Origin of the sequence: Pseudomonas sp. WS 5059 (assembly GCF_012985525.1) — a bacterium.
GTDB lineage: Bacteria > Pseudomonadota > Gammaproteobacteria > Pseudomonadales > Pseudomonadaceae > Aquipseudomonas.
The window spans coordinates 153,933-168,746 of the sequence record NZ_JAAQWO010000008.1 but is presented as its reverse complement, the minus strand read 5'-3'; the positions used below and the strand labels follow the sequence as shown (position 1 = coordinate 168,746).

Annotated in this window: 12 protein-coding genes; 4 read left to right on the top strand and 8 right to left on the bottom strand. The window is 60.1% G+C overall.

The features are described 5' to 3' along the window. The first annotated feature begins 306 nt into the window (after positions 1–306). From nirB to cobA, 4 genes are read left to right on the top strand one after another with little or no spacing between them, the layout of a single operon-like run. Positions 307–2,760 (top strand): nitrite reductase large subunit NirB, encoded by a 2,454-nt coding sequence (gene nirB, locus HBO12_RS23060; RefSeq protein WP_170043311.1) that lies wholly within the window; start codon positions 307–309, stop codon positions 2,758–2,760. Beyond that, positions 2,757–3,074, top strand: a complete 318-nt coding sequence (gene nirD / locus HBO12_RS23055) for a nitrite reductase small subunit NirD (RefSeq protein WP_169954238.1) — start codon at positions 2,757–2,759, stop codon at positions 3,072–3,074. Before nirB ends, nirD begins: the two co-directional genes overlap by 4 nt. Beyond that, positions 3,074–5,782 carry a nitrate reductase gene (locus HBO12_RS23050; protein WP_170043310.1) on the top strand — a complete coding sequence of 903 codons (2,709 nt, stop codon included), beginning with the start codon at positions 3,074–3,076 and terminating at the stop codon, positions 5,780–5,782. Before nirD ends, HBO12_RS23050 begins: the two co-directional genes overlap by 1 nt. A gap of 11 nt (positions 5,783–5,793) precedes the next feature. Continuing rightward, on the top strand, positions 5,794–6,531 hold the full coding sequence (cobA, locus tag HBO12_RS23045; protein WP_170043309.1) for a uroporphyrinogen-III C-methyltransferase: 738 nt from the start codon (positions 5,794–5,796) through the stop codon (positions 6,529–6,531). A gap of 60 nt (positions 6,532–6,591) precedes the next feature. Here cobA and HBO12_RS23040 read toward each other — a convergent pair whose 3' ends face one another. From HBO12_RS23040 to ppsA, 8 genes are all read right to left on the bottom strand, one after another. Continuing rightward, positions 6,592–7,572, bottom strand: coding sequence for an OmpA family protein (locus HBO12_RS23040; protein WP_169954241.1), 981 nt, complete (start codon positions 7,570–7,572; stop codon positions 6,592–6,594). 107 nt (positions 7,573–7,679) lie between these two features. Beyond that, positions 7,680–8,270: an RNA polymerase sigma factor SigX gene (gene sigX, locus HBO12_RS23035; RefSeq protein ID WP_038442311.1), complete on the bottom strand. Its 591-nt coding sequence runs from the start codon at positions 8,268–8,270 to the stop codon at positions 7,680–7,682. Positions 8,271–8,357: 87 nt separating this feature from the next. Further along, a complete protein-coding gene (locus HBO12_RS23030) occupies positions 8,358–9,182 on the bottom strand; it encodes a mechanosensitive ion channel family protein (RefSeq protein ID WP_169954242.1) in 825 nt (274 codons plus the stop codon). A gap of 2 nt (positions 9,183–9,184) precedes the next feature. Further along, on the bottom strand, positions 9,185–9,430 hold the full coding sequence (locus HBO12_RS23025; protein WP_038442312.1) for a hypothetical protein: 246 nt from the start codon (positions 9,428–9,430) through the stop codon (positions 9,185–9,187). An 85-nt stretch (positions 9,431–9,515) separates the two neighbouring features. Continuing rightward, positions 9,516–10,511: a zinc transporter ZntB gene (locus HBO12_RS23020; RefSeq protein ID WP_170043308.1), complete on the bottom strand. Its 996-nt coding sequence runs from the start codon at positions 10,509–10,511 to the stop codon at positions 9,516–9,518. Between the two features lie 24 nt (positions 10,512–10,535). Next, a complete protein-coding gene (gene rraA / locus HBO12_RS23015; RefSeq protein WP_170043307.1) occupies positions 10,536–11,027 on the bottom strand; it encodes a ribonuclease E activity regulator RraA in 492 nt (163 codons plus the stop codon). Positions 11,028–11,256: 229 nt separating this feature from the next. Beyond that, positions 11,257–12,246 carry an alpha/beta fold hydrolase gene (locus HBO12_RS23010; protein WP_170043306.1) on the bottom strand — a complete coding sequence of 330 codons (990 nt, stop codon included), beginning with the start codon at positions 12,244–12,246 and terminating at the stop codon, positions 11,257–11,259. Positions 12,247–12,345: 99 nt separating this feature from the next. Then, positions 12,346–14,721, bottom strand: coding sequence for a phosphoenolpyruvate synthase (ppsA, locus tag HBO12_RS23005; protein ID WP_170043305.1), 2,376 nt, complete (start codon positions 14,719–14,721; stop codon positions 12,346–12,348). Positions 14,722–14,814 lie beyond the last annotated feature (93 nt).

Here is a 14,814-nt window from a genome sequence, read left to right as displayed (position 1 = left end):
TTAACGTCCTTCGCCGGCAAGCCGGCGCCTACAGGAGGTCGACGCGCCAGTTGTGGGCATCGCGCCTTTAAATGGTGCGAAACAGCCTTGTGGCAGCCGCCAGAACCTCAGTAAATCCGGCTTTTCACGACTTGGCACAACCGCTGCATTAGCTCCTGCAACACCCCCACATACAGCCCACCCTTCAACGACGAAGGTGGGGCTCTCCCGAGAGAACGGGACCAGGACAAAGGCGTCCTCGCTAGGCAACTAGCGGGGCGCCTTTTTTGTTTGCGCGTGATTTGTCGAGCCACTGCGGAGAACGACATGAAGAAACTCAAACTGGTGATGATCGGCAACGGCATGGCCGGGGTTCGCACCCTTGAAGAACTGCTGAAACTGAGCACCGAGCTGTACGACATCACGGTGTTTGGTGCCGAGCCCCACACCAACTACAACCGCATCCTGCTCTCGCCGGTACTGGCCGGCGAGCAGACGTTCGAAGAGATCGTGCTCAACGACCTGGACTGGTACCTACAAAACAACATCAAGCTGCTGCTCAACCGCAAGGTGGTGCAGATCGACCGGGTCAAGCGCAAAGTCATCGCCGAAGACGGCACCGAGGCCGAGTACGATCGCCTGCTGATCGCCACCGGTTCGACCCCGTTTATCCTGCCGATCCCCGGCAACACCTTGCAGGGCGTGATTGGCTACCGCGACATCGCCGATACCCAGGCCATGATCGACACCGCCAAAACCCACAAGCACGCGGTGGTCATCGGCGGCGGCCTGCTGGGCCTGGAAGCCGCCAATGGCCTGATGCTGCGCGGCATGCACGTGACCGTGGTGCATATCGGCGAATGGCTGCTGGAACGCCAGCTGGACAAGACCAGCGGCCAGTTGCTGCAAACCGAACTGGAAAGCCGGGGCCTGGTGTTTCGCCTGTGCGAACAGACCCAGGCCCTGCATGACGCCGGCAATGGCCGCGTGGGCTCGGTGCAGTTCAAAAATGGCGAAGTGATTCCGGCCGACCTGGTGGTGATGGCCGCCGGTATCCGCCCCAACACCGAACTGGCGGAACGGTCTGGCATCCCGTGCAACCGTGGGATCCTGGTCAACGACACGCTGCAAACCTACGACCCGCGCATCTATGCCATCGGCGAGTGCGCCAGCCATCGTGGGATTGCCTACGGCCTGGTGGCACCGCTGTTCGAACAGGCCAAGGTGTGTGCCAACCATCTGGCGCAGTTGGGCTTCGCCACCTACAAAGGCTCGGTGACCTCGACCAAGCTCAAAGTCACCGGCATCGACCTGTTTTCTGCTGGCGACTTCATGGGCGGCGAAGGCACCGAGACCATCACCCTTTCCGACCCCATTGGCGGCGTCTATAAGAAGCTGGTGATCAAGGACGACATACTGGTCGGCGCCTGCCTGTACGGCGATACCGCCGACGGCGGTTGGTATTTCCGGCAGATCCGTGAGAACCATGGCATTGGCGAGATCCGCGACCACCTGATGTTCGGCGAAAACGCCTTGGGCGATGTAGGCCACCAAGGCCAGGACAAAGCCATGAGCATGGCCGACAGCGCCGAAGTCTGCGGCTGTAACGGGGTGTGCAAGGGCACCATCGTCAAGGCGATCCAGGAACAGGGCCTGTTCAGCGTCGATGAGGTAAAAAAACACACCAAGGCCGCCAGTTCCTGCGGCTCCTGCGCCGGGCTAGTGGAGCAGATCCTGATCAATACCGTGGGCGGCGCCGCCGACGTCAAGCCCAAAAGCGAAAAAGCCATCTGCGGTTGCAGCGACCTCAACCACGGGCAAATCCGCAAGGCCATCCGCGACCAGCACCTGCTGACCATCGCCGACACCATGGGCTACCTCAACTGGCGCACGCCCAACGGCTGCGCCACCTGCCGCCCGGCCTTGAACTACTACCTGATCTCCACCTGGCCAGGCGAAGCCAAGGACGACCCGCAATCGCGCCTGATCAACGAACGGGCCCACGCCAATATTCAGAAAGACGGCACCTACTCGGTAGTCCCACGGATGTGGGGCGGTGTGACCAATCCTGCCGAGCTGCGGCGGATTGCCGATGTGGCCGACAAGTACAACGTGCCAATGGTCAAGGTCACTGGCGGCCAGCGCATCGACTTGCTGGGCATCAAGAAACAGGACCTGCCCGGGGTCTGGAAAGACCTCGATATGCCGTCCGGGCATGCCTACGGCAAATCCATCCGCACCGTGAAGACCTGTGTCGGCAGCGAGTTCTGCCGTTTCGGCACGCAGAACTCCACGCAACTGGGCATTGAGCTTGAGCATGACCTGTTCAATATGTGGTCGCCCCACAAGGTCAAGCTGGCGGTGTCCGGGTGCCCGCGCAACTGCTCGGAAGCCGGGATCAAGGACGTGGGAATAATCGGCGTCGACTCGGGGTGGGAGATGTATATCGGTGGCAATGGCGGGATCAAGACCGAGGTCGCGGAATTTTTCGTCAAGCTCAAGACCGCCGAGGAAGTGCGTGAGTACAACGGCGCTTTCCTACAGCTGTACCGCGAAGAAGCCTTCTACCTGGAGCGCACCGTGCATTACCTGCAACGGGTCGGCATGGACCACATCAAGAAGGCCGTGCTGGAAGACCCGGCGCGGCGCCAGGCCCTCAATGAGCGCCTGCAATTTTCCCTGTCGTTTGAACAGGACCCGTGGAAAGAGCGCCTGGAGCAGCCATTGCTGAAAAAGGAATTCGACACCATCGCCGTCAAACAGCTGGAGGTAGTGCTATGAACTGGCTGGATATCTGCGCCCTCGAAGAAATCAACGCCCTGGGCTCGCGCATCATCAGCGGCCCGAAAGGGGAAATCGCGATTTTTCGTACCAGTGACGACGAGGTTTTCGCCCTCGACGACCGCTGCCCGCACAAGGGCGGCCCACTGTCCCAGGGGCTGATCTATGGCAAACGCGTGGCCTGCCCGCTGCACAACTGGCAGATCGACCTGGCATCCGGCGAAGCCCAGGCCCCGGATATCGGCTGCGCCCACCATCACCACGCCCGGGTGGAAAACGGCCGGGTGATGCTGGCCCTGCGGGACGCCGGTTGATGAACCGCCAGGTCACCGCATCGACCTGCTGCTACTGCGGGGTCGGCTGCGGCGTGCTGATCGAACATGATGGCACGCAGATCCTCGGGGTCAGCGGCGATCCGGCGCACCCGGCCAACTTCGGCAAACTGTGCAGCAAGGGCTCCACCCTGCACCTGACCGGCGACCGGTCGGCGCGGGCGTTGTACCCGGAACTGCGCCTGGGCAAAGGCCTGGCCCGTAGCCGCACCGACTGGGACACGGCCCTGGAACACGCGGCCAATGTGTTCGCCGATACCATCACCGAGCATGGCCCCGACAGCGTGGCGTTCTATATCTCCGGGCAACTGTTGACCGAGGACTACTACAGTTTCAACAAACTCGCACGGGCCCTGGTGGGCACCAACAATATCGACAGCAATTCCAGGCTGTGCATGTCCTCGGCGGTGGTCGGCTACAAGCGCAGCCTGGGTGCCGATGCGCCACCGTGCAGCTATGAGGATCTGGAGGCCAGCGATTGCGTGATGATCGTCGGCAGTAACATGGCCTACGCCCACCCGGTACTGTTTCGCCGGCTGGAAGAAGCCAAGGCGCGCCGACCGGACATGAAGGTGCTGGTCATCGATCCCCGACGCACCGACACCTGCGACCTGGCGGATATGCACCTGGCGATCCTGCCGGGGACTGATGTGGCGTTGTTCCATGGGATTTTGCATCTGTTGCTGTGGGAAGACTGGATCGACCGCGACTTTATCCAGGCCCATACCGAGGGTTTGGTCGAGCTGAAACGGCTGGTGCATGACTACACGCCGCAGATGGTCACGCAATTGTGCGGGATCAGCGTCGAACAACTGCGCCAGTGTGCTGAGTGGGTCGGCACCTCGCCGAGTTTCCTGTCTTTGTGGTGCATGGGGTTGAACCAGTCCACTGCCGGCAGCGCGAAAAACAGTGCATTGATCAACCTGCACCTGGCCACCGGCACCCTTGGCCGCCCAGGTTGCGGGCCCTTTTCCCTGACCGGCCAACCGAATGCCATGGGCGGGCGGGAAACCGGCAGCCTGTCGAACCTGCTACCGGGCCATCGCGACGCCGGCAACGCCGAGCACCGCGCCCAAGTCGCCGCTTATTGGGGGGTTGAGCAACTGCCATCCAGCACCGGCTTGACCGCCATCGAACTGTTCGAGCAGGTGCAGGCCGGCAAGATCAAGGCATTGTGGATCGCCTGTACCAACCCGGCGCAATCAATGCCGGACCAGAACAGCGTGCGTCTGGCCTTGGCCGCGTGCCCGTTCGTGGTATTGCAAGAGGCCTTTCGCACTACCGAAACCGCGGCCTTTGCCGACCTGTTGCTGCCGGCAGCCAGTTGGGGCGAGAAGGACGGCACGGTGACCAATTCCGAGCGGCGCATTTCCCACGTCCGCCAGGCCATCACCCCACCGGGCGAAGCGCGACCGGACTGGGCAATCACTGTGGATTTCGCCCAGCGCCTGGAACGCCGCTTGCGCCCGCAGAAAACCGGCCTGTTCACCTTCGAAAACCCCGCGCAGGTGTTTGATGAATACAAACAGCTGACTCGTGGCCAAGACCTGGACCTGTCAGGCCTCAGCCACGCGCTGCTCGACCGGATCGGCCCGCAGCAATGGCCGTTTCCCGCAGAGGCCCAGGCCGGCACGGCACGCTTGTACACCGACGGTATCTTCCCAACCGCCAATGGGCGGGCGCGGTTTGTCGCCGACCCTTATCGCGCCGCCAAGGAGCAGCGTGATGCGCGCTTTCCCCTGACCCTGATCACCGGCCGCCTGCGTGACCAATGGCACGGCATGAGCCGTACCGGCACGGCGGCGCAACTTTTCGGGCACGTCAGCGAAGCGTTGCTCAGCCTGCATCCGGACGAATTGCGTCGGCATCGTTTCAAGGAAGGCGACCTGGTCAACCTCAAGAGCCGTCGTGGCAATGTGATCTTGGCGGTGAGCAGTGATGACAGCGTGCGCCCCGGCCAGGCGTTCCTGCCGATGCATTGGGGCGATCGCTTCCTCAAGGGCGGCGTCAACGCCCTGACCCAGCCGGCGTTCGATCCACTGTCGAAACAGCCGGAACTCAAGCACAGCGGCGTGCGCCTGGAAGCCGTGCAATTGCCCTGGCACTTGTTCGCGCTGATCGAGGGCGATGTGCAGCAACATTTCGAAGCCTTGCGCCCCCTGTGCGAGGGTTTTGCCTATGTCAGCCTGAGCCTGGCCGGGCGCGAACGGCCTGCCCTGCTGGTACGCGCGGCACATAGCGAGGCGCCGGACCTGCAACTGCTCAAGGCCATCGACCAACTGCTGGGCCTTAATGACGGCCCGGTCATGGCCTATGACGACCCGCGGCGCTCCATCGGCAAACGGGTAAAAATCGAGAAAGGCCGGATTACCGCGATCCGCCTGGCCGGCGAAACCCTCGCCCGCCACTGGCTGCAAAGCCTATGGCTGGAAGGTCGGGCCGACGAGCAATTGCGCCGTTGGCTGCTGGCACCGCTGAGTGCGCCACCTGGTGGTGAAATGACCAGCAACAGAACCCTCTGCAACTGCAAGAACGTCAGTGAAAGCGCGATATGCGCCGGCATCGGCCGTGGTTTGGATCTGGATGGGCTGAAACAAGCGTTGGGCTGCGGTACGCAATGTGGCTCCTGCGTGCCCGAAATCAAACGGCTATTGGCGAGCACCTCGCAGCCAATCGCTATCAGTGTGTGAGGGCAATACCTATGAACGCAAAAGTCTGGCTGGTGGGCGCAGGCCCAGGTGATCCGGAGTTGTTGACCCTCAAGGCGGTACGGGCCCTGCACGAGGCCGATGTGGTACTGATTGATGACTTGGTCAACCCTGCGGTACTTGAGCATTGCCCCGGTACGCGGGTGATAACCGTCGGCAAGCGCGGGGGATGTCGTTCTACGCCCCAGGACTTCATTCACCGCTTGATGCTGCGTTATGCACGCCAGGGCAAATGTGTGGTGCGCCTGAAAGGCGGCGATCCGTGCATTTTTGGGCGCGGCGGCGAAGAGGCGAGTTGGCTGAGAGATCGAGGGGTGAGCGTGGAGTTGGTCAATGGCATCACGGCGGGGCTGGCGGGTGCCACAAACTGCGACATACCGCTGACGTTGCGGGGAATCAGTCGCGGCGTAACGCTTGTCACCGCCCATACCCAGGACGACAGCCGCCTCAATTGGCGGGCATTGGCCGAGGGTGGCACGACACTGGTGGTGTACATGGGTGTGGCGAAGCTTTCAGAGATTGCCCGGCAATTGCTCGAAGGGGGCATGGCCCCTGGTATGCCGGTGGCGATGATCGAGAACGCCTCGCTGCCCCAGCAGCGTGAGTGCCGCAGCTCCCTGGCGCACATGCAGGAGGATGCCAAGGCGTTTGCCTTGAAGAGCCCGGCGATCCTGGTGATCGGAGCAGTAGCGGGCAACGTGGTAGAGGTCGCCTTGCAGGCCAGCGCCTGAGGCAAATGGCAGGCGAAAAAAAGCCCGGCCTAAGCCGGGCTTTTTTCTACCACTCAGTAATTACTGAGCTTGAGCTTCAACCGACGCTTCTACACGACGGTTAACAGCACGACCAGCTTCAGTTGCGTTGTCAGCAACTGGGCGGGATTCGCCGTAACCTACCGCGGTGATGCGGTTGGCTTCAACGCCATCATTGGCCAGGACTTTCTTAACAGCGTCAGCACGACGCTGGGACAGCTTCTGGTTGTAGGCGTCTGGACCGACGGAGTCAGTGTGACCAGCAACTTCTACGTTGGTAGCTGGGTACTGCTTCATGAAGTCGGCCAGGTTTTTCACGTCGCCGTAGCTGTTAGGCTTAACAACGGCCTTGTCGAAGTCGAACTTCACGTCCAGCTCAACACGAACAACCTGAGCAACCGGAGCTTCTGGCTCTGGAACTGGCTCTGGAGCTGGTGCTGGGGTAGGAGCTGGAGCAACTGCGCCAGCGTTACCGCCGAAGTTTACGCCCAGGCCGACCAGTGCGGAGTAGTCCCACTTGCCGTTGTCCAGACCGTAGTCAGCTTCAACACCGGCACGAGCGTACAGGTTGTTGGTGAAGTAGTACTTAACGCCGGTACCAACGGTAGCGAAAGTAGTCTGATCGCGACCAGTGTGGCCATCAGCACGTACGTTGCCACGGCTCTGGTGACCGAAACCACCTTCTACGTATGGACGCAGGGAGTCGACGCCAGCTTGACCGAAGTGGTACTGAGCAACGAGGCTGCCGGTATCACCTTTGATCTTCTGGTTGCCAGTACCGTCAGTCGAACGGGTGTGGTTGGTCTTGTCGTAGGACAGGTTCAAGGACAGGTCGTCGGTCAGGAAGTAACCGATGCGAGCGCCAGGATTGAAGCCGTCTTCGATGTGCTTGACGCTATCGTTGTACTGCTTCTTGTAGAACAGCTCGCCTTCAACTGCGCCTTGGCCTTGTGCCAGAACGCCGAAAGAAGTAGCGGCAATAAGAGAACCAATGGCCAAGCCCAAGGTGTTTTTCAGTTTCATCCGTTAAATCCCCATCTGGTGATTGTAAAGCAGTCCCACATACCGGGGGACAACTCGGCGACAAGTCTAACAGAACTTGCCTACACGTAAGAGATATTTGCACCGAACTAAGTTTCAGTACTGTCCGCAAATTTCTCACGCAATTTATCAAGAGCACGTTTGTAACGCATTTTTGTAGCACTCAAACCCATATGCATAATGTCAGCAATTTCCTGAAATTCCAGTTCTGCGACAAATCGTAGCACCAGAATTTCCCGGTCAATTGGATTCACATGCACCAACCAGCGATCAAGCCCGCCCTTCTCCTCGGGTGCCGGCGTCTTTTCTTCAGACGCCTCCTCAAGGGGGTCCAGGCTCAATGCGTCCATCAAGCGACGCTTTCGCCGTTCCTTACGATACTGCGTGATGCACTCGTTGTACGTGATGCTGTAGAGCCAGGTTTTGAACTTCGATTTACCCTCGAAGTTCTTCAGGCCATACAACACCTTGAGCATCACTTCCTGACAGACATCATCCGCATCACGATCGTTCCCTAAATATCTTGAACAAACGTTGAACAGAGTGCGTTGATACCTGCGCATCAATTCTTCGTACGCGCGTGTTACGTGAAACAGCTCCGTGTGCGAGCGCGCGACCAACTCCTCATCAGAGAGCTCACGGGGGTCATAGCGCGTGGACAGCGTTTGGGCTTTATTCAAAACAAGTCGTGCCGACAGTCAGGTCAATGTCCGCCACAGCCTGGATACCCAGGTTTGCGGCGGCGTACATTAGCAGGGTTTACCGGGTTAGCGGCTATTGACCTGCTGTTCCAGCAGAACCCGATTGGACAGCGACACTAGTTCGCCATCATCGGTCAGCACCGTGGTTTTCACCGTACCGATCTCTTCAATCTGCCCTTCGACCTCGCCAACACGCACGTGTTGCCCAACCTGATACAACTCACGCACATAGATTCCCGCAAGAATCTGACCGGCAATTCCCCGGCTTCCCAACCCCATGGCCAGTGCAACGGCCAGACCAACGGTAATCAAAACGATCACGATCACATGGTTGAGCAGGTCAGTCTTGACCTCCAACTGGCTGATCGCCACCGAAATACTGATGATGATTACCAGCCCCTGGGCGATTCGCCCCAGGCCGCTGGCATAGTCCAGGCCCACTCCTTCGGCAGCGCCGCGTACCAGCCCATTGGCCAGTTGCGCCAGCAAAACCCCCACCAGCAACACCAACGCGCCGCCGAATACCTTCGGCAAATACAGCGCCAGCATGTCGAGCGTAGCTGAAACTCGCTCAAGTCCAAGTGATTGCGCCGCAGAAACCAGAAAAATCAGCAAAACAAACCAATAGACGATCTTGCCGATCAGTGTCGAGATCGGCACTTGCAGCCCGGCACGCCCCAGCAGCTTGGTCAATCCGGTGCCGGCCATCAGGCGATCGAGGCCCAGCTTGGCGAGCAATTTTGAGAGCAGGGTGTCGAGCAACTTGGCCACGACAAAACCCAGTAGCACCAACACCAGCGCACCAAACAGGTTGGGAATGAAATTCGCCACCTTGGTCCACAACGCAGTCATTGCAGTGACCAGACTCTGCGTCCAGAGATCAAGTTCCATATTCAATCAGCCTTATCAGCAGTGCGAGCAATAGGTTTACGACGAGAAACAGGTGATACGTGGGCCGAACCATTGTTCAGGGCCATCATCAATGCCGGCACCCAGCGGCCGAGCAGACCAAACAGATCGCCCGCACCTACCTGGCGGTTGGCAGTTTTCAGTACGCGGCCCAGGCAAGCGTCGTCGTCACGGTTGGACGGCGAAGCATTAAGCATGTCACGCAGAGACTGTTCAAACGGATCGTGCATAGGGACCTCTCGCAAGTGAGTTAAAAGACGAGGGCAAAATTCGTCGGGTCACATGACCTCTCCCGCCGTTCAGGTCACGTTCAGGTCAAACCCAGCGTAAACGTCGAAACAACCACCACTGCCCAAGGGCCACCGAGACCATCAACAGGCACGCTAGCGCGAAACCATATGGGCTCTCGGAGAACGGAATTCCGCCCACGTTGATCCCCAGCAACCCTGTCAGAAAACTCATCGGCAAAAAGATCCCGGTGATGATCCCGAAGCGGTACATGGTGCGGTTCATGCGCACGCTCAAACGCCGATCCTCGGCCTCCAGCACCAGCCCCACGCGCTCCCGGCTCAGTTCCAGCTCTTCCAGGTAACGGGTCAGGCTGTTATTCAATTCATTCCAATAGTCGGCATCGTCATCGGCAAACCATGGCAGTTTTATGCGTGTCAGTTGCGCGAAAATATCGCGCTGCGGCGCCAAAAAACGCTTGAGCGCGGCGGCACGCCGACGGATCTGCAGGACACTGCCATGCTCCGGGGTATACCGTTCGTCGGTATCGAGTTTTTCTTCTTCGATATCGACGATTTCAGACAGGTCACTGACCAGATCCTGCACTTTATGGGTCAGGTACTGCGCCATGTACAGGATCAGCTCGGAAGCAGTCCTGGGGCCTTTACCATCCGCCAACTGCACCAGCAACTCGTCGGTGGCGCGCAATGGCCGCAGACGCAGGGAGATGACCCGGCCAGCCGAAGCAAAGATACGCACCGACACCATGTCTTCCGGCTCAGCCCCAGGATTAAGGTTGATCCCGCGCAGAAACAGCAGCAATTCGTCGTCCGGCAACGGCAGCAAACGCGGGCGGGTGTTCTCCTCCAGCAGCAGGTCACAGGCAAACTCGCTCAGGCCACTGGATTTGCGCAACCAGGTCTGGGTCTGGGGATGACTGCGATCCCAATGCAGCCACAGGCTTTCCTGAGGCTGCAGTTGCAGCTCGTCAAGCTCAGTCCGGGCAATTGAACGCGCACCGCCTTTACCGTCCAGCACCAGGGCATGCACCAGCCCCCACTGCGCGTTTTCTTCCTCGAACATCCTCACCCCTGTCGGCTGCTGCAGTTATTCAGGCATTTTCAAAGGGCTTGGCGAAACAATCACGCCATTATTATCGGCATAGACATATTCGCCTGGACGCAATGTCACGCCGGCAAAGGTCACGGCCCCGCCCACGTCACCCACACCCTGGCGATGACTCTTTTTAGGGTGGCTGGCCAGGGCCTGCACGCCCAGGTGGGTCTGCGCCAGTACATCAACGTCACGCACACAACCGTAGATCACCAAGCCCTCCCAACCATTCTTTGCGGCTCGATCAGCGATCATGTCGCCCAGCAAGGCGCAACGCAGCGAACCACCACCGTCGACCACCAGCACTTTGCCAGTGCCGTCCAGCTCGGCCTGTTCCTTGACCCGGGAGTTGTCCTCAAAACACTTGACGGTCACGATCTGCCCACCGAAGGAGTCCCGGCCCCCAAAGTTGGCGAACATCGGCTCCAGCACCTGCACCAGGTCCGGGTAGGCGTCACACAGGTCGGGGGTAACGTAATGGTTCATCGAGAAACTCCTGTCGGTGAAAGAAGGTGTCGAACATCCACAGCCACATCAAGAAAACGCATCGCAACGGGCATTCTTTAAGACCTGCCGCTGCAAGGGCGACAATGATCAGACCCACCAGACTGTAACGCAATAGCCACTGCGCGACTGAATATGACCAAAATAGCTCGGGGCGTCATATCTTAGCCGTAAGCCACTTCAAGCGAAACGCCCTCTTTAGAGCCTTTTCTTAGACAGTCGCAGGCACCTGCGCCTGTGCACCCACCGGAGGTGTCAGGGGATCTTTCAGCCAGCGCTGCACCAGTGGCCATACTTCGGCCTGCGCCGCTTTGCTGACCAGCATCTCGACATGCCCGAAATCACCGCTGAACCCATGCTTGCGTCCCAGGCACAGATACTGGCGATGCTCGCTGCCCACCTGCTCAAACAGCTTGCGGCAGGCCCAGTCCGGGTCCTGATGATCGCCAGCGGCGCTCACGGCCAGTAGCGGCACATCGACCTCGGCCAGGCCTTTCCACCAGTCGCGCTCGGCATCGCCGAAACGCCCGAACAAGCCGTGCCAGCGCATGCTTTCCAGGGCCAGGCCGATAGGCTCGTCTTCCGGACCACGCTTGAGGCGCGAGCCGGAGAGCTGGGCAAAGCGCTTGAGGATCAAGCGTCCACCCCACTCCACCGGCGGAATCTTCAACGGCCAGTAAGTGCGGCTGACCTGGCAGCCAAACAACGCCACCGACGCCACCGCCGGCGCGCCCAGATAGTGGCCGCCCAAGGCTGCCGCCAGAGTCGTGCCACCCAACGAATGGCCGATCCAGTGCGGGATCTGCGCACTTTGCTCACGCACAAAGGCGGCAATGGCTGGCAAATCGTAACGAGCATAGTCGGCGACACGATTCTTGGCGTAGTCCTGGTTGCGCCGGGAAAGCCCGTGGCCGCGCATTTCCGGGATCCATACATCAAAGCCCTGGCGCGCCAGGTACGCCCCCAGGCCGATACCTTTGGGCGAATACCAGAAGCGCCGGTTGGAAAAGCTGCCATGCACCAGCACCACCGGTATGCCACGGCTTTGCGCGACATCGGCGAGGCCCAGGCGTGTCACCGCCAGCTCTACGGTGCTGTCGGGGCTGTTGCCAGGCTTGAGGCGATAGACATCTTCACTCAGGTCGCCACGACGCTCAGCGCTGATCAAGGCGACGGGAAACAGGTTGCTGCTGCTTTGCATAATGTTCTTGCACAAAAAAGGGCGGCGTCCGGTAGGAGTTCCGCCCTGTACAGAATGAGAAATGCCGGCCAGCCGCACTGGCTGGCCGGCAAATGGCAATTACGCCGAGGCTTGACCTTCAGCCAGGAAGAACCAGGTTTCCAGCACGGAATCGGGGTTCAGCGAGACGCTTTCGATGCCCTGTTCCATCAGCCATTTGGCCAGGTCCGGGTGATCGGAAGGGCCTTGGCCGCAGATGCCGATGTACTTGCCGGCCTTGTTACAGGCCTGGATGGCGTTGGCCAGCAGCTTCTTGACCGCAGGGTTACGCTCGTCAAACAGGTGCGCGATGATCCCGGAGTCACGGTCCAGGCCCAGGGTCAACTGGGTCAGGTCGTTGGACCCGATGGAGAATCCATCGAAGAACTCCAGGAACTCTTCGGCGAGGATGGCGTTGGACGGCAGCTCGCACATCATGATTACGCGCAGGTCGTTTTCGCCGCGGGTCAGACCGTTCTCGGCCAGCAGGTCAACGACCTGGCTCGCTTCGCCCAGGGTACGCACGAAGGGCACCATGATCTCGACGTTGGTCAGGCCCATCTCGTTGCGCACACGCTTGAGGGCGCGGCACTCAAGCTCAAAGCAGTCACGGAATGCTTCGCTGATGTAACGCGAGGCGCCACGGAAGCCCAGCATCGGGTTTTCTTCTTCCGGTTCGTAGAGCTTGCCGCCGATCAGGTTCGCGTATTCGTTGGACTTGAAGTCGGACAGGCGCACGATGACTTTCTTCGGCCAGAAGGCCGCCGCCAGGGTGCTGATGCCTTCCACCAGCTTCTCGACGTAGAAGCCCACCGGGTCGTTGTAGCCGGCGATGCGCTTGTCGACGCTGTCCTTGATTTCCACCGGCAGGCCGTCGTAGTTCAACAGGGCCTTGGGGTGCACGCCGATCATGCGGTTGATGATGAACTCCAGGCGGGCCAGGCCCACACCGGCGTTCGGCAACTGCGCAAAGTCGAAGGCGCGATCGGGATTGCCGACGTTCATCATGATCTTGAACGGCAGGTCCGGCATGGCGTCGATGGAGTTTTGCTTGATATCGAAGCCCAGCTCACCTTCAAAGATGAAGCCGGTATCGCCTTCGGCGCAGGACACGGTGACGCCCTGGCCATCCTTGAGCAGTTGGGTGGCGTTGCCACAACCCACCACTGCCGGGATCCCCAGCTCACGGGCGATGATCGCCGCGTGGCAGGTACGCCCGCCACGGTTGGTGACGATGGCGCTCGCGCGCTTCATCACGGGTTCCCAGTCCGGGTCGGTCATGTCGGAGACCAGCACGTCACCTGGCTGGACCTTGTCCATCTCGGACACGTCCTTGATGATCCGCACCTTGCCCGCACCGATGCGCTGACCGATGGCACGGCCCTCTACCAGCACGGTGCCGGTTTCTTTCAACAGGTAGCGTTCCATGACATTGGCCGAGGTGCGGCTCTTCACGGTTTCCGGACGGGCCTGGACGATGTACAGCTTGCCGTCGTCGCCGTCCTTGGCCCATTCAATGTCCATCGGGCACTTGTAGTGCTTCTCGATGATCATCGCCTGCTTGGCCAATTCGCTGACTTCGGCATCGCTGAGGCAAAAGCGCGCACGCTCGGCCTTGTCGACATCAACGGTTTTCACCGAGCGACCGGCCTTGGCCTCGTCGCCGTAGATCATCTTGATGGCCTTGCTGCCCAGGTTGCGGCGCAGGATCGCCGGGCGACCGGCCTCAAGGGTGTGCTTGTGCACGTAGAACTCGTCCGGGTTGACCGCGCCTTGTACGACGGTTTCGCCCAGGCCGTAGGCGCCGGTGATGAACACCACGTCACGGAAGCCCGATTCGGTATCCAGGGTGAACATCACGCCGGCAGTACCGGTTTCCGAACGCACCATGCGCTGTACGCCGGCAGACAACGCTACCAACTTGTGGTCGAAACCCTGGTGTACACGGTAGGAAATGGCGCGGTCGTTAAACAGCGAGGCAAATACTTCCTTGGCTGCACGGATAACGTTTTCCACGCCACGGATATTCAGGAAGGTTTCCTGTTGGCCGGCGAACGAGGCGTCCGGCAAGTCTTCGGCGGTGGCCGAGGAACGCACGGCGACGGCCATGTCCGGGTTGCCGGCCGACAAGGTGGCGAAGGCTGTGCGGATTTCGGCGTTGAGCTTCTCGGGGAACTCGGCTTCCATGATCCACTGGCGGATCTGTGCGCCGGTCTTGGCCAGGGCATTGACGTCATCGACGTCCAGCGCGTCTAGGGCAGCGTGGATCTGGTCGTTGAGGCCGCTCAGTTCGAGGAAATCGCGGTATGCCTGGGCCGTGGTGGCGAAACCACCGGGCACCGAGACACCAGCGCCCGCAAGATTACTGATCATCTCGCCGAGGGATGCGTTCTTGCCCCCCACATGCTCTACATCATGGACGCCGAGCTTATCGAGGGAAACTACGTACTCTACCAAGGTGATCTCTCCACTAACTGTGTTGGAAAAGCTCAGGGCGCCGGCGGCTCAGTAGGAGCATTTACCGGCGTTTGTGGCCTGGACCTGGAAAAT